We start from the raw sequence: 16042 nt of genomic DNA, 5'->3' as shown, positions 1-16042 counted from the left end.
GACAGAATCTCTCTGCGAGAGCGTCTGAAACTTCCGTTAATTGGGGGCAAAACAAGGCAACGTAGCCTGTACCCGTTCCCGAGACCATCTACTACTATGTGGCACTCATGAGGTAAAAGAAACAGAGGATAGTCTCGCTTTTGCCGAGGTGAATGATCCCGAGCGCGTGCTTGGCGAGACTGGCTGCAACTAGGCCTCCTCGAACACGAGGGCCTCATTCATGATCTCGTACGAACTGGGCGAATTCGGCCGAGCCTCGGTGATGCCACGTATTCCGTGCGGTTCCGGGGACAGGGGAGACCCGGCAAGAAGAAGAGTCAACTAAGATATCTGATGAACAGGGCCGTGAAGAAGCTAAAAACAGCGATGAAGGTCAGGACCAGCGGCCGCTGGAGGATTACCTGCTTTATCGAAGCGAACTTCTCCCTCGTCGAAACCTTCTCCTCGGACATTGATACTACCCCGACCAATGATGCTCACAGAATTATATCCGATGATTGGCCGTGGCGTACGACCTTCAGGATGACAAGACCGAACGAGTCCCGGCGTCCACCAAGGGGCCACGGCGACACGACCGGGGGTTGTCGTTTGGACGGGTCGTGACTGCAGTTCCCCGGGTGGTTTCGTCGGGCTGACGCTCTCGGGGACGGTCCGTTCCCCAGTCACCCGTGGCGATAGCGGACCATCGCAGCTACCCCCATCGGTCATAGACCCGCTATGTGTGACTCGATGGTTGGGAACAACTGGTACTCATTCAGGATACGGCGGCGGGCCTCGGCGACGGCGTCCAGCCGCTGCTCCCAGTCGTCGTTCTCAAGTATCTCCCGGAGTCGCTCGGGAGCGTTGTTCGCCTCGATGTCGATACGGATGAAGCTCTCCTCGGGGAGGTACTCCTCAAGGTTCGTGCACCCCCAGTAGATGGGGACGCTCCAGGCGAGCAGCGGGTCGACCACCTTCTCGCTGAAATAGTTTGGACCCTGGTAGTTCTCGACTGCGAGGGAGTACTTATACGAGGCACAGCCAGCCCATTTGTCGTCGAGCGGTCCTCGGTACGCGTCACATGTGAAGTCGCCTCTCCCGTACAGGTCGAGGATTCCCGGGTATGTGTCGACGAGCCTATCAAGGAACTTCATCCGGAGAATGTGGCCGTCCGTCGGGAAGTTGAACCGTGAGAGGGGCTTCCGTTCGTGCATCCTGTAGCCGATCTTCTGGAATCCCTCCCTGACGACCCGTTCAAGCGGATTCATGTCCCTGCCCTTGTCCGTGGTTATCCACGAGAGCCTGCGGGACTTCTCCGGTTGGGAGAGCCGGTCGAAGAAGTCGTAGTCGCGTTCCGTGCCCTTCCCGATGTGCCATAGCTGGGGTCGACGACTACGGCCTGCGGGGAACGAGCTCTCGGCGTCCAGTTTGTCCCAGTCCTCACATTGGGGGATGACGGGAGGCTCAAGGCAGTACAGTACGGTCGGGGCGTCCGGTACCTCTCGCGCACTATTCAACACCACATGATAGTCAGCAGCTGATGGGTCTTTGACGGCCTCGATACCGCCCCAGCGGCCGCTCCTGTCGGGTGTGAACCGCCTCAGGTCGTCGTGGAACTCCTCGATGCTTACGCCCCACCGTGTATCCGGATGGATAGCCACCGATCTCATTTGCAGTTCTTCCTCGTGATTGTGCGTGTTGGTTCTGAACGGACAGTGGCGGCAACGACGCCGGATGTCACCCAGTCGCCGAACAGGTCGTACACTGGCTCCGTCATGTCCTCGGAACCGCCAGATCTGGTCGGGGAACTGCACGCTCTAGAGACTCGAACGCACCCTCGACGGCGTACCGGCCACCGGCGGACTCGTGGAAACACACCTGGGTCCTTTCGATAATTGATAATTGAAAAAGACACACTTATTCCTTCCGTATCTTCTCGCAGAGCCACACGGATTGACCTCCGTGACCAACTGAGCCCGCACTCGGCTGAGCCAGTACGCTTCCCGTCACTCTCTGGACCACAGATGAGCCTGACCCCAAGGATGGTGGGATTACCGTCACGCGTTCCTCGATCGCTCGGTTGCCGGCTGGTACCACAGTACCTTAATCCGGAACGGCCTAACTCCGGATGGCGATTCATGCACGCCAGCGCCGGAGAGCGCCCGAGTGGAATAATTGGGAGAAACGGTCCGGCTCCGAGGCAAATTCGGCTGCTGGTAGAGCGGTCAACGAGAGCGCTCCGTCGAGCGATACCGAACCTTAATACCGACACGACATCTGAGATTATGCATGAATCTCTTCGCGCAGGCGGTCCGGGTATACAAGGAAGAGGGTCTATTTCCCCTGATGAGGAAGATATGGAATCACGGAGTCATCCGCTTGTCACGCGCTCTGGTCGTCAACCCAGTTGAATATTCGCTGACGAAGCGGGCTGTACGGAAGCGTATGGCCTCTGAGAACGGATTACAACAGATACTGGACACGGTCTTAGATGTCGAACCAGGATACGGGGACTACGTGTTGCATGCCCTGCAGCTACGGGAGGAGCTCGCCGAGTTGACGAGGGTAGTGGACGAGTACGACCCCGAAACCATCATGGAAATAGGTACGGCGAATGGAGGGGCCTTCTACGTCTGGTGCCGACATCTTGACACCGCATCGAAGTTCATAAGTATAGACCTGCCGGGCGGTCTGTTCACGGACGACGAGAGAAAGATCGGACTGTTCCAGAGCTTCTCACCCGGGAAGGAACTGCGCTTCATCAGGGCGGATTCCCATGACCAGTCGACGTATGATCGGGTCAGAGACGATATCCTGGACGACCAGGAGTCTATCGACTTCCTCTTCATAGACGGCGATCACAGTTACGAAGGCGTCAAGCAGGACTTCCAGATGTACGCAGACCTGATGGCCGACGACGGCATCGTCGCGTTCCACGATATCGTAACCCACCCAGACGACCCCGAGGCGGTCGAAGAGCGGCGCGACAGTACTGAGGTGGAAGACCGCCATCTGAAATGGACGGACACACATCCGGGTTGCGAGGTCGATCAGTTCTGGGCAGAGCTCAAAGGCGAGTATTCGACGGAAGAGTTCATCTCTCATCCGAACCAAACTTGGGGCGGTATCGGCGTTGTGTACCTCTGAGGCCTGGATTCCTCACGTCGCTGGGCGATTCTCGTAGCGTGGTGGGCCGGACCGAAGACGCCCTTTCATTGGTGGTGGACAGCAGGTGCAGCGGCAAACTCACGGCAGGTAGCCACGGAGACGTGCGATGTGGCTGTTCCCCTGCAACGGGCCCACTGATCCATCGGGCAGTCGAAGCTCCGGGTCTTTTTATACACAGGCCCCGACAGATCCGGTATGGCTTCGTATGACCCAGAGGAAGGCATCCTATATACCGCGTTGGGTCAGGAGTTCTTCGAGGAAGCTGTGGAGTCTGCGAACCGGCTCAGGGAGGTGGGAATCGATTACCCCATTGCCATCATCACGAACCAGGAACAGGAGGAAGACTGCTTCGACGAGGTGCTCCCCGTCGACAAGACAGTCAAGAACCGTCAGGACTGGCTGTCGGTGCGGCTCGAGAACCTGGACCGCACGCCGTTCGAGCGGACTGTGTATCTCGACACCGACACCTGGGTGGTCGACAAGGATGCCCTCTCCGACCTGTTTGAGCTACTGGAGCGGTTCGACGTGATAGCGCCCGACGAGACGGGCAGGAGGCTCGACATCTATCGGCCGGAGTCCGAGAGTACCCTGCCGGAGGTCCGAGCGCCCGATGCCTTCCCGATGCTCCACGCGGGAATATTCGGGTTCAAGCGTTCCGATACGACCGACGAGCTGCTGGAGAAGTGGGAGGAGATATTCGACAGACACCTGTCGGAGTGGGACGAGCTGGACAACGATCAGCCCGCGTTCCGGGAGGCGATCTACCAGACGAACGTGAATGTGGGACTGATATCCCCCGAGTACCGGTTCAGAATTCCCTTCCCACAGTATGTCGTCGGCGAGGTGAAGATCATCCACGGCCGAGCCCCCAACATACCGGAGATAGCGTCGAAGATCAACAGCGACACCGGGCGGCGAATATACCATCCGATTCACACGAACGAAGGCCTTCCTGAGGGGGGACCCGTTGCGGTCAGTCTTGATTCCGGACAGGTCGAACGCTCGTTCGCCGTCTTCAGACAGTCGATGCGGGAGGCCGGGGTACTGAGTACACTCGGATTCACTGCGCTGGGTGGGCCCGTGACCGGACGACGGAGAGCGATTGCGATAGGGCGGTCCCTCCGAGAGAAGGGCTTGGTGTCGACTTTGAGGTCGGGTGGGAGGGTCGCCCGCACGCAGGTGCGCGCTGCCATGAAGTCGTTACGTGAGGATGGGGTAGTCACCACGTCGAAGAAGGCGATAGGTACCCTCCTCGGGTGGGGTTGAACTGGACGACGCGATCCATTGCGGTATCGGTGGGCCGATCGGGGTCCGAGCCGGTGTGCTCTCGGCAGGGAGACACTGCAGCGGCGAGGGGTGACCGCAGGGTAGCTGACCGATCCACCGTTATGTAGTGCACGGCCGACAGTACACGGTCTTCGCTGCATCTCGCCCTGCTCGGACTCCTGGAGGATCAGTGGGACTGCGGTCGAACCAGCAGGTACTTAGCGTAGTGCTCTGAACTCATCCGACAACTCCTCGACACCCTGGTCGAGTGTGTACGCAGTCTCGAATCCCTCCTCTCGTATCTTATCGTCGCTGACGATGTAGGAAAGCTGGTTCAGCTGCTCGGCCTCTGTATATCCGATCTGGACACCCGGGAAATGACGCTCGATGGCATCGACGACATCCTGAAGTCGTCCGTTCTGTCCGACGACGTTGTACGCCTCACCGTCACCCAGTTCCATTCCGGCGAACAGCATCGACCGAACGGCATCCTGCACATGCAGATAGGGACGTTGCTGGTCTTCCGCTCCCTCGTACACGGTCAGTGGTTCGTCCATCGTGGCGAGCAATGCGAACTTGTCCACGACAGTGTCGAAGCGCATCCCGGTCGCCCAACCGTACACGGTTCCGAGCCGGAGACCGGTCAGTCCCATGTCGCCATCATACAGCTCGAACATCTCTTGCTCCGCGGCCAACTTCGCTTCGCCGTACGGGGACTCGGGATCACAGTCGAACGCTTCGGTGATCTCCTCATGGGTACGTCCGTACACGGAGCAGGTCACGGCATTTACGAACTCCTCGACGCCGGCCTCTTGTGCGTCCTTGAACAAGGCCACCGCTGCCTCGTGGTTCACCTCCCACGTCTCTTCGGGGATATCGAACGTCTCAGATGCATTCGTGATCGCAGCCAGGTGGAACACGGTATCGACGCCCTCTAAGGCCTTCCTACGGTCATCCGCATCCCGGATGTCGCCGCGGACCATATCGTAATCCGCGTAGGATGGCAGATTCCAGAGTGAGTGGAACCGGGGCTGTCGGAAGTTATCCAGTATCCGTATATCTTCGCCCGAGTACGCCGGATGGTCTGGAATCTCACGGATGAGTCGTGAACCGATGTATCCCAGCCCGCCAGTGACGAGTATTGCCACACTAATGTCTCCCGGTTACCCCAATTTATACTTGTCGAGATTGGTCACAATGTGTTCCTGATCCTCTTCGGGGAGGTCCTCGAACCTGCGAACCGCCGCACAGTCCAACCCGGGGCACTTCATAACGCGGTGGCGTTCAAGCACGTTCCCGGCGACGATTGTTCTACACTCGGGGCAGGTGTCTGTGATGATCCTCATAGTTCGAGTGACGAGTTCCGGCCGATGACAAGGCGGTCACCCGCGGGTTGTTTGTCCTCGTTCGTCGTGACAGAGGCTTCACGGCCAATAAGGCTCTCGACGATCGTGCGGTCGGCGGTGATTGTGTTCTCGCCCATGGTGACAGTTGCTTCGATGTGGACGTTGTCGATGACGCAGTTATCACCGATGCTAGTATAGGGGCCAATGTACGCGCTCGACCTGATACGTGTGTTCTCCCCGATGGAGACAGGGCCCCGAACCACCGCGCCGTTCTCGACGGTCGTCCCCACACCGATCTCGACGCGGCCCATGAGGGAAGCGTCATCTTCTACTGTCCCTCGAATGTCTGACTCGATGTCGTCGAGAACTAGGCGATTCGCGTGCAGGACATCGCTAGGTTTCCCGGTGTCTTTCCACCAGCCGTGGACGACGGTCGACTGCACGTTCCGGCCGCCGTCGAGGAGCCCTTGGACCGCCTCGGTGATCTCGAGTTCCCCCCGCCAGGACGGCTCTAACGTTTCTATTTGCTCGAAGATCTCCGGCGTGAACACGTAGACACCGATGAGCGCGAGTTTCGACGGGGGGTTCTCGGGCTTCTCGACGAGCTCCGTGACGTCCCCGTTCTCGTCGCGTCCGACGACGCCGTATCGGGACGGTTCGTCGACCTCCTGCAGGCCTATGCCCGCAGCGTAGGTCTCTGGGTCCAAGTCCGCTACCAGGTCTCCAATACCTTCACGCATCATGTCGTCGCCGAGATAAACCACGAACGGGTCGTCGCCCACGAAGTCACGCGCACAGCCCACTGCGTGTGCCAGACCCAGCGGTTCCCCCTGAACAATGTACGTGATGTCGACGCCAAACTCTGAACCGTCCGCGAAGTACTCCTGGATCTCCGTCCGGCCCTTGTCTCCGAGGACGATTCCCACCTCGTTGATTCCGGCTTCGATGAGGTCATCGAGGGCGTATTCGAGGACCGGCTTGTTCGCGATCGGGACAAGCTGTTTGGGTCCTGTATGTGTGATCGGTCGCAACCGGGAGCCCGTTCCGCCAGATAGCAAGACACCTTTCATTATCTTGCTTCCAGTCTATCCACATGTAAAAGTGTTTTTCGGATTGAACGGGTCGCTGATCCATCGACCCCCTTTTCCCGGGGAACTGTCGGATTTCTATTTCACACCGTCTGCTGGCCCCTCATCTGTCCAGTCCGCCAGTCTGATATCCTCGAACTCCTCGACCATCCGTTCGAGCGCATCGCGCCACGTCGGCTGGCGCCGCCCGAGTTCCGACTCGACGGCCTCGACCGAGAGACAGACCCCCCAGGGGCGATCAGCCAGCCGGTCGACCGCCGCCATCGAGGACTCCGACAGGCGGTCCGCCCGCCCTGCTGCGGAATCCTGCTCGACCAGGTACCGGCCGAACTCGTGGGGGGTGGTACAGCCCCGATTCGAGGTGTGGAGGACGCCCTCGGCGGAGCACGCGACCAGAGCCAGCACCGTCCTAGCAGCATCCTCGGCGTACGTTGGGGTAATCTGCTGGTCGGTATACAGCGGCACCTGGCGGCCGGCACGGATGCGGTCTAGTATCCACCGTGGCAACCCCTCCACGGCCTCCCTAGTTCGATGGATTCCGAACAGAAACGAGAGCCGAGCGATTAGCGGCCCGGGGTGGTTCTCCTGGGTCCGGCGCTCCGCGGCGAGTTTCGTCCGACCGTATACCTGCATCGGCCCAGTCGGGGCGGACTCCGAGATCGGCAGTTCCAGACCGGCGCCGTACACGTAGTCCGTCGATATTTGGCAGAACCCGGCACCGGTCTCGGCGCACTGGGCCGCCAGGGCTGCTGCCCCATCGGCGTTGACCGCCCATGCGTGCTCCGGGTCCTGCTCGCAGCCGTCCACATCGGCGACTGCAACGCAGTTGATGACGTAGTCCGGGGCGGTCTCGTCGATCACCGCTTCAACCCGGTTGGGATCTGTCACATCGAGCTGGACCGACGCTGTCGCGGGTCCCTCGCCGATACGGTCGGCGGAATGGTACGCGCCAATCACTTCCCAGCTCCGCTCCGTGGCCGTGGCCACGAGGTTGCTCCCGAGAAGTCCACCCGCCCCGGTGACCATCACTCGCATGGCGTCCCCCCCGGGAGTTCCGGCGGACCGGTGAGTGGCATCACAGCAGATCTCCCGCTGACTCCAGCTCGTTGAGCGTCGGCAGCTCGCGGTCGTCGTCCGATAGTACCGGCTCCCCGTCGAGCGGCCAATCGATGGCCAGCCGGGGGTCGTTCCACCTGACGCCGCCCTCGTGGTCCGGTGCATACTCGTCGTCCAGCTTGTAGAGGACGGTCGATTCGTCTAGGGCGAGGAAGCCGTGCGCGAATCCGGGGGGGATGTACAGGGCGTCGTCGTTGTCCTCTGAGAGACGGACTGAGACGTGGTCGCCGAACGTGTCCGAGGACGCCCTGAGGTCGACGGCGACGTCGAATATCTCCCCGGAGACACACCGGACGAGTTTTGCCTGCGCGTACGGCGGTCGCTGGATGTGCAACCCCCGGAGAACGTTCTGTGCCGACCGTGAGACGAGCTCCAAGTGGAATTCCCCGTCGATTCCGGCATCCTCAAACAGCGGTCGATTGTACATCTCGAACAGCGAGCCACGGCGGTCGCTGAATACGTCCGTCTCGACGAGCACTACGTCCGGTATCTCCTGTCGCTCGAAGTAAAACGGCATCTATCGATCGCTCTGGCCGAACCATCATTATACTGGTGGTCGCTCCCGCGTCGAAACCCACCAACCGAAAGGCATACGAGTCTCCGAACGGCTGGTTGATACATGGTTTCTGACGCGTACACGGCGATCTCACGATGCCGTATCTGTCGGTCTGACCGCCTCTACATGTTCCTAGACCTCGGGAAGGTGCCGGCGGTCAACAAGTTTCTAGACCGGCCCGACCCCGATCAAGTGACCTACCCACTCGAGGTGGTGTTCTGCGAGGACTGCAACCACGTCCAGCTGAAGAACACGGTCAACCGGTCGCTGTTGTTCGGCGAGTACATGTACTTCTCCTCAGCCTCGGATCCCTTGGAGGAACACTTCACAGAGTACGCCGAGACCGTCGAGGATATGCTTGACGACCCCGACGGCGTGCTCGTCGAGATCGGCTGCAACGACGGCCTCCTGCTGCGACAGTTCCCGGACACCTACCGGAAGCTGGGGGTAGAACCTGCCGAGAACGTCGCGAGCGTCGCCCGGGACGAACACGGGCTGGACGTCGTCACAGAGTTCTTCGACGCGGACGTCGCATCGACCGTGCAAGAGGACCACGGCTCGGCAGCGGCGGTCCTCGCCAACAACGTGGTCGGCCACATCGACGACCTGCACGGGTTCTTCGATGGGGTCGAGACATTGCTGGCCGAGGACGGCCTGTTTGTCATGGAGGTCCCCTACCTCGTCGACCTCCTGAACCGTGGCGAGTTCGACACTATTTATCACGAGCACATCTCCTACTTCGCCGTTCGACCGCTTGTGCGACTGCTCGACCAGTTCGGACTCGAACTGTTCGACGTCGACCGTCTCGACATCCACGGCGGGTCCATCCGCGCGTACGTCCAGCGGGAGGACGGTCCACGCGACCGTCGGGACGTCGTCAAGGACCTGATCACCCTGGAGGAGACGACCGGACTGGACGACACCGACCGGTTCGATGAGTTCGCGGGCCTCGTCCGGCAGCGCCGCGAGCACCTGACCGATATCCTGACCACCCTCTCCGAGGAGGGGGCCTCGATCTCCGGTTACGGCGCCCCCGCGAAGGGGAACGTACTGCTCAACTACTGTGACGTCGGCCCCGACATCATCGACTACATCGTCGACACGACGCCGGAGAAGCAGGGCACGTACGCTCCGGGAACGGAGATTCCGGTCCGGGCACCCGAGGCGTTCAGCGAGGACCCGCCCGATTACACGTTGCTGCTGGCGTGGAACTACCGGGATGCCATCCTCGACAAGGAGCGGGGGTACCGTGAAGACGGCGGTCAGTTCATCGTTCCGCAGCCGTACGTCGACATGGTGTGACCGACGGCTACCGGGCGGTCCGTGTCCCCGCCACAGGTCCTGGCCGAATCAGCTCCGTCCTCGAAGGAGTCGAGAGGTCTCGAAAGACATAAAAATAAAGGTAAATATCCATGTATCATGTCTGATGTAATTATACTATCTCTGGACTGCGTTCGGCCTGAAGCAATAAGCTGTTTTCCGAGCCAATTCAGTGCATATCGTCGTATTCCATACCAAGCAAAGACACCAAACATCGATACAGTAGCTGGCGACGGGATACTATTTACTAATGCATACTGTCAGGCACCATTCACACCAGCATCACATGCGTCCGTGTTCACTGGAAAATACCCATACGAGCATGGTATTAGGAGCATGTTTGGTTGTACGCTTCGAGAGACGGTGAGTACCATGGCAGAACAGTTCAGTGACGCGGGCTACAGCACTGCTGGGTTCATCGGGGCTCACGCTCTGAGTGATCAGTATGAATTAAATAGAGGGTTTGAGACGTGGGATGCCGAGTTCGAAAACGGGTACGACAACTGGATCATCGGTCAACGGCGTCCAGGAGATGAAGTAACCGACAATGCGCTGAACTGGATTGAAAATCAGGATACGGACACGCTCCTGTTCATGCATTATTTCGATGCTCACGACGGTGCAGGAGATTTTACTGATGAGAAAAATGAAGAAAGTCTTAAAGACAGATTATTTGGTCTCAACTTTTTAGAATATTTGTACTCGGATTCACTTCGATCACTCGACGATGCCGCGGGCGCTCCATTGAAAAAGGCATATCGTTCTTGGCAAAATCTTACCCAGGACCAGCCGATTGGGTTGCGATATCATCTACAACAGGTACAACGGATTGATAAAGAGATCGGCCGTCTCACAGAAAAATTAAAAAAAGAAGGAACTTATCAGGAAACAACGATTATCTTGTTTGCAGATCACGGGGATTCCTTTGGTGAGCATGGCGAGATTGGACATCGAAAATATTTGTACGATACTACCATGCGTGTTCCGTTGATTATTAAACCAGCTGCAGATGCTGTATTACCCCGGGAACAAACGTGTGATGAACTTGTGGGTTTAGTTGATTTGTTCCCAACGGTTGCCGACATAGAGGGGATAGACATTCCAGCTGTGTCTGGTACAAGTTTGGTTACAGATGCTGATAATCTAGATAAACGATATTTATATGGGGAAACACGTCACGAACAATCGGTCGACCAAATCACGAGTATCGAAAGTGATCTTGTAAGTATACGTAATGAAAAATGGAAGTTGATAATTGATGAAACTACAGGAAATGAGGAACTCTACAACACACAATCGGATCCAGACGAAAAACACGATGTTTCTAAAGAAAATAGCGATATTGTCGGCCAGCTGTCTTCAGAACTCGGCACGATGCGTTCACCGTATCCAACAAAAGATGAGGATATTGATATGAATCTAGATAAATCAACCGCCAAAGAAAGGCTCGAAGGATTGGGTTATCTGTAAATATGTCGAGCCTTGTAGGTAGTCTCAGTACCTCACAAAGCTTCGACAGTTAACCTTGCCTGAGTCGCTTGTTCTGTTTGGGTGAGTCGGCGATAGCGGTTGAAGAACGCTGATCGAAGGGTACTTCCGCGGTATCGGCTGATCTCCGCCGCTAGCGGCAGCGCTTGTTCCTAACGCGTGCGCAGAGTGTTGCGTAAGCGTGGAACGCAGTGGTTCCGCGCTTGGCCTCAAAGTGGTGGAGACCATCTGCGCCGTCTTCGTCACCGTTGTAGGGTCGCAGGTGGTGGCCTGCACAGACCTCCAACTGCTCGAGAAGCAGTTCCACAATATCTGAATTCGAGGGATAAGAGATCGGCCGACCAAACCTGGCGCCCCCTGTTAGGAGAACGGTGTTACCAGAAGTCATCTATATTATACTATTAATTTTACATACATCAATCTATTAAATAAAGAGTTTCTCATTAATAAATTTTGATAATTGATCTCATTTTTCCGATTGGATGGAGTGCAACTGTGCATACTTACCATTGTCCGAGAGTAGTTCTGTATGGGAACCGGATTCAACGATTCGTCCATTCTCAACCGTATGTATCCGATCCGCGTTCTGCACCGTTGACAGCCGATGCGCAATCGCAATCATTCCGTACTCTCGGTCCATCGACTCGATCGACGTCTGTACCTCCTTCTCCAGACTAGAATCGAGATCGCTCGTTGCCTCGTCCAACACGAGGAAATCGGCGTCAGTTAACAACGCCCGCGCCAGCGCCACGCGCTGGCGCTGTCCGCCCGATAGCCGAACGCCGTCGTCGCCCAGCTGCGAGTCGTACCTATTCGGCAGTTCGTCAACGAACTCGTCCACCATCGCAATTTCGCAGACGCGCTCTACCTCCTCGCGCGAGGCGCCGCGATTCCCGACCGTGACATTGCCCTCCAGCGTATCGTTGAAGATGAATGGCTGTTGACGGACCACCGCGATGCGGTCGCGCCACGCCTCTAAATCGAACTCGTCGATCGGTGTCCCATCTGCGGTGATTGTTCCGTTATCACAATCATAAAAACGCGCCAGAAGGGAGACAATCGTCGACTTCCCGGCACCCGACTGACCAACGAACGCGATGAACTCGCCGCGCTTGACCGAGAACGATATTTCGTCGAGCACTTGCTCGTCCTCGGTGTAAGAGAATCGAACGTCGTCGAACTTAATCGTTGAGACGCGACCGGGGTCAGCGTCACCGTTTGCCTCTCGCTGACTGTCAAGTTCCTCAACGAACGCCTGCGTCCGAACGAGATGCGAGAGATTACCTTCGAGACTGTACACATTGCTGTTTAACTGACTCACAAGCGGTGCGAGCCGAAACATAGCGAGGAAGAAGATACCGAGCGCACCGAGCGCGAGACCACTATAAGTAAATCCGACGTAGATAAGTGCAAAAAGCGTGAGAGCTGCCGCGAGGTCGTAAAAATTTTGGATTGCCGCCTTATTTCTCGCCAGATCAATCGACGACTCCCGATACTTTCCGACCCACTCGTCGAAGACTTCGAAGACCTCGCCAGCAAGTCCAAATAGCTTCACGTCGCGAATTCCCTGCGTCCCTGCTTGCACCGCTTCTTGGACGCGCTCGTTCGACGTAGCGACCCGAGAACCGACTGTGTAGGCTGGTTCGATAACCTCTCGGAGCAGGTAGGTGATTCCGCCAAGTAACACCAGCGCGCCAAGCGCCATTCGAGGCGCGATGTAGAACATCACCGAGAGATAGACGAGCGCGAGAAATGTCGTTTCCAACGCCTGCACACCAGATTGGATCACCCGTCCCGAGTACCGCGTCTCCGTAATGATCGCATTCAGGATATCGTCGGACCCCTCTTCATCAAAGTAGCTGACCCTAGCGTCGAGCGCTGAATTGAACGCCTTCGTTCGAAGCATCTCCTCGTACGCCATCTGGACGATGGATCGTAGCCAAGCCACGAGAAACGATGACGTGAATCGAACCGTCATCGCCAACCCGACACCGATGATCAGGTACTCCAGTTGGAACGGAATCCCGACGAACTGGTACGCTCTGAGGAAAACCCCGAGAAACCCTTCTGCCTGCGTGATCGGTTCATCGGCCTGCGCGACTTCGAGGATGGGCCAGATAAAGCTGAGACCGATCCCCTCCAAAAAAGCGGTTGCCCCGCCGAGTAACACGATCACAATCGTGAGCCTCGGGCGGAACTGCGCGACCCGACGTAACGCCTGGGCTTTCTCTTTCCATGTGATGTTCTCGCTGGCGTCCGTCATTCGAGTATGCGATGCTTTCCGTGCTCGACTGATAAGATTGCTGTTTGGTGGCGCGAGGGCACTTGAAAGCGTGCTCACAAAGTGTTTCCACGGGACGCAAGCAGTCGTGCTCGCCGCGGGCAAGGGCACGCGCCTCCGCCCGCTCACCGACGACAAGCCCAAAGTCCTCGTCGAGGTTAACGGCACGCCGCTGGTCGAGGACGTCTTCGACAACCTGATCGACGCGGGCGCAACCGAGCTGATCGTCGTCGTCGGCTACAAGGTCGAACAGATCATCGACCGCTACGGCGACGCCTACCGCGACGTCCCCATCACCTACACCCACCAGCGCGAGCAGCTCGGCTTGGCCCACCATCCTTCAGGTGGAACCGCACGTCGATGGCGACTTCATGCTGATGCTCGGCGACAACGTCTTCCGTGGGACCCTTCCCGACATCACCAACCGCCAGCAGGAGGAACACGCCGACGCCGCGTTCCTCGTCAAGAGATGCCTACCAGTAGCTGAAAACAGGCCTACTCTGCTCTGTTGGAGATGTATTTGCGAGCGGATTTAGCCGCTTTCGCAACGGATGAAGCTGCAGTCGATACAGACACAGCAATCATCTACTTCCGAGCCTGCGGCCGGTGCAACATCTCGATCATAATAGCTGCTGGCAGGAACATTCGCTTGGTGTGGGCGCAACAGTCGCTCGCCGAAGGACGAATGAAACGGCGTTGTCATCGTCGACTTCGGTCGATCCGAGCGGAGATTTTTCTCGATATCGACGGAACACGACTCTTGACCATGAGCGTGACCGCAGACGCGGTTCGAGAGGTCTGCACGGATGCAGTCTTCGAGCGCGGACAGGCCTACTTCACCGAGAACCGCATCCGCGAGATCCACCGCGTCGACGACACCGTAACCGCCGTCGTGATGGGCAGCCACCAGTACGACGTTCGCGTCAATCTCGCGGCCGACGGGTTCGATCCGTGGTGTACCTGCCCGTACGACGGTCCGGGCGCGTGCAAGCACGCTGTCGCCGTGCTGCTTCGGTGTGTCGACGAGTTCCCGCCGGACGAGGGCGATCGGCTCGACGCCGCGCTCGACGCCGCAGATCCCGACGATCTCCGGGCGTTCCTTCGCGACGCGTTGGCGACCGACGCCGGCCTCCGCGGGCGGTTCTTCGCTCGGTTCGACGAGTCGTCGACGCGCTCGGTCGACGAACTGCGCGCCGCGATTGATCGACGGTTCGAGGAGGCGAACCCCGAGTACTACGTCGTCTTCGAGCCGATCGACTTCTCCGAGTGGTTCGACCTCTCGACCGAGTACCGCGAGCAAGGACGTGACGCGGCGGCGGCCGCAGTCTACCGAGCGCTCGTCGAGTCGCTCGACGACAACATGGAGCGCGTCGACGGCGTGTACGACCACTTCTCGCAGGCGTTTACGCGAGCGCTCGACGGGTACGTCGAGTCCGCCGCGGCCGCGGACGGCGAGGCCGACGGAGCCACGGACGCCGTCGCCTTCCTCGAGGAACGAATGGAGTCAGGAACGCCGTATCTCGGCGATCAGTTCGAACGAGCGGCGGCCGAACTTCGGGAAGAACTGGCGGAGGGAACAAACGGCTGAGTGGGTGCGACACGGCCACCGCGATGGGTTCGGGTCCGAATACGGCCCAGCCCCAGACCACCGTCACCCACGTTCATGACGATGTGTACATCCACCTCAGTTCGGCTGTGTCTGCCGACGGTCCGATATCTCACACAGATCGGGGATCGACCCGCTCTGTGACTCCGTCGAAGTCGTCGTCGAAGCTCATGACAGCGTCAATGTTATGACGGCGACAGAGCGCGACGGTCGTCGCATCGGTGAAACTCAACGCTTGGTCATCGTATCGTTCGAACACGTCGACGGCATCGTCGAACACCGCCGCAGAGACGCGAAGGAACTCGTACACCGGGGGATAGGGATCGACGCCTCTGATCTTCTCACCGATCCGCTGTGCAGGGTCGAATGTACCGCCTCGCTTGAGCGTGAGCGTTACGGCTTCGTCGTAAATGTAGTCGCTCACGCACGGCTGGCCGAACTCGCCGTCGTACAAGGCTTCGAGCGCGGTGCTGGCAGCGTCGTGTCGCGACGCGTCACAGTCGTGATCCGCATACAACACGCCAGTGTCGAGAAAGACGGTCATCCATACAGCACGTCGTCGATGTCGTCGTCGTCGGTCTCTACGCCCGAACTAAACCGACCGCGACGCATTGCGGCCTTCTCCTCGTCGGAAAGCGGAACGGACGACTCGCGGAACGAATCGATCACTGCCTCGCGCGACTCGTACGCGTCGTCGATAAGCCGCGACAACAGCTCTTGCTGCGTGACGTTTCGCCCCGTCTGCAGGCGAATTTCTGCCTGTAGTTCTTCCAGACGAGATTTCGCATCGTCGTGGACTTTCACTGCAGTCGTCATACGTCGCAGTAT

At 58.4% G+C, this 16042-nt stretch carries 15 protein-coding genes and 2 pseudogenes; 6 read left to right on the top strand and 11 right to left on the bottom strand.

Features of this window, described 5'->3' with window-relative positions; all coding sequences use genetic code 11:
* Positions 1 to 317 precede the first annotated feature (317 nt).
* Complete coding sequence (locus EP28_RS14640; RefSeq protein WP_255358266.1) at positions 318 to 452, bottom strand: hypothetical protein; 135 nt, start codon at positions 450 to 452, stop codon at positions 318 to 320.
* Positions 453 to 704: 252 nt separating this feature from the next.
* Positions 705 to 1640 (bottom strand): glycosyltransferase family 10 domain-containing protein, encoded by a 936-nt coding sequence (locus tag EP28_RS03795; RefSeq protein ID WP_196219596.1) that lies wholly within the window; start codon positions 1638 to 1640, stop codon positions 705 to 707.
* Between the two features lie 628 nt (positions 1641 to 2268).
* On the opposite strand from EP28_RS03795, the gene EP28_RS03790 reads away from it, so the two are divergent.
* Complete coding sequence (locus EP28_RS03790; protein ID WP_049982659.1) at positions 2269 to 3126, top strand: class I SAM-dependent methyltransferase; 858 nt, start codon at positions 2269 to 2271, stop codon at positions 3124 to 3126.
* Between the two features lie 216 nt (positions 3127 to 3342).
* Positions 3343 to 4413, top strand: a complete 1071-nt coding sequence (locus tag EP28_RS03785) for a glycosyltransferase family protein (RefSeq protein WP_049982658.1) — start codon at positions 3343 to 3345, stop codon at positions 4411 to 4413.
* Positions 4414 to 4631: 218 nt separating this feature from the next.
* Here the strand turns inward: EP28_RS03785 and EP28_RS03780 are convergent, their stop codons facing one another.
* From EP28_RS03780 to rfbC, 5 genes are all read right to left on the bottom strand, one after another.
* The gene (locus EP28_RS03780; RefSeq protein ID WP_049982657.1) at positions 4632 to 5561 is read right to left on the bottom strand and encodes an NAD-dependent epimerase/dehydratase family protein; all 930 of its coding nucleotides are present in this window, start codon (positions 5559 to 5561) and stop codon (positions 4632 to 4634) included.
* Positions 5562 to 5576: 15 nt separating this feature from the next.
* Complete coding sequence (locus EP28_RS03775) at positions 5577 to 5759, bottom strand: hypothetical protein (RefSeq protein WP_049982656.1); 183 nt, start codon at positions 5757 to 5759, stop codon at positions 5577 to 5579.
* A complete protein-coding gene (locus tag EP28_RS03770) occupies positions 5756 to 6829 on the bottom strand; it encodes a glucose-1-phosphate thymidylyltransferase (RefSeq protein ID WP_049982655.1) in 1074 nt (357 codons plus the stop codon). Before EP28_RS03770 ends, EP28_RS03775 begins: the two co-directional genes overlap by 4 nt.
* 96 nt (positions 6830 to 6925) lie before the next feature.
* A complete protein-coding gene (locus tag EP28_RS03765; RefSeq protein WP_080506042.1) occupies positions 6926 to 7882 on the bottom strand; it encodes an SDR family oxidoreductase in 957 nt (318 codons plus the stop codon).
* Positions 7883 to 7922: 40 nt separating this feature from the next.
* Positions 7923 to 8480 (bottom strand): dTDP-4-dehydrorhamnose 3,5-epimerase, encoded by a 558-nt coding sequence (gene rfbC, locus EP28_RS03760; RefSeq protein WP_049982653.1) that lies wholly within the window; start codon positions 8478 to 8480, stop codon positions 7923 to 7925.
* A 102-nt stretch (positions 8481 to 8582) separates the two neighbouring features.
* Between rfbC and EP28_RS03755 the strand changes: the two genes are divergently transcribed.
* Both EP28_RS03755 and EP28_RS13640 read left to right on the top strand, forming a co-directional pair.
* Positions 8583 to 9821 (top strand): class I SAM-dependent methyltransferase, encoded by a 1239-nt coding sequence (locus tag EP28_RS03755; protein ID WP_049982652.1) that lies wholly within the window; start codon positions 8583 to 8585, stop codon positions 9819 to 9821.
* Positions 9822 to 9938: 117 nt separating this feature from the next.
* Positions 9939 to 11309 (top strand): sulfatase family protein, encoded by a 1371-nt coding sequence (locus EP28_RS13640; RefSeq protein ID WP_080506041.1) that lies wholly within the window; start codon positions 9939 to 9941, stop codon positions 11307 to 11309.
* A gap of 160 nt (positions 11310 to 11469) precedes the next feature.
* Here EP28_RS13640 and EP28_RS13635 read toward each other — a convergent pair.
* Both EP28_RS13635 and EP28_RS03750 read right to left on the bottom strand, forming a co-directional pair.
* Positions 11470 to 11625 (bottom strand): annotated as a pseudogene (locus tag EP28_RS13635) (ISH3 family transposase); the annotation flags it as partial.
* 168 nt (positions 11626 to 11793) lie between these two features.
* Positions 11794 to 13590 (bottom strand): ABC transporter ATP-binding protein, encoded by a 1797-nt coding sequence (locus EP28_RS03750; protein ID WP_049982651.1) that lies wholly within the window; start codon positions 13588 to 13590, stop codon positions 11794 to 11796.
* Positions 13591 to 13696: 106 nt separating this feature from the next.
* On the opposite strand from EP28_RS03750, the pseudogene EP28_RS03745 reads away from it, so the two are divergent.
* A pseudogene (locus EP28_RS03745) lies at positions 13697 to 14075 on the top strand (nucleotidyltransferase family protein); the annotation flags it as partial.
* A gap of 299 nt (positions 14076 to 14374) precedes the next feature.
* Complete coding sequence (locus EP28_RS03740) at positions 14375 to 15196, top strand: SWIM zinc finger family protein (RefSeq protein ID WP_049982650.1); 822 nt, start codon at positions 14375 to 14377, stop codon at positions 15194 to 15196.
* A gap of 130 nt (positions 15197 to 15326) precedes the next feature.
* Here the strand turns inward: EP28_RS03740 and EP28_RS03735 are convergent, their stop codons facing one another.
* Both EP28_RS03735 and EP28_RS03730 read right to left on the bottom strand, forming a co-directional pair.
* Positions 15327 to 15758: a type II toxin-antitoxin system VapC family toxin gene (locus EP28_RS03735; RefSeq protein WP_049982649.1), complete on the bottom strand. Its 432-nt coding sequence runs from the start codon at positions 15756 to 15758 to the stop codon at positions 15327 to 15329.
* Positions 15755 to 16030, bottom strand: coding sequence for a hypothetical protein (locus tag EP28_RS03730; protein ID WP_049982648.1), 276 nt, complete (start codon positions 16028 to 16030; stop codon positions 15755 to 15757). Before EP28_RS03730 ends, EP28_RS03735 begins: the two co-directional genes overlap by 4 nt.
* Positions 16031 to 16042: the final 12 nt, after the last annotated feature.

The organism is Halorubrum sp. BV1, assembly GCF_000746205.1.
Lineage (GTDB): Archaea > Halobacteriota > Halobacteria > Halobacteriales > Haloferacaceae > Halorubrum.
This window is presented reverse-complemented; position numbering and strand designations above follow the sequence as displayed.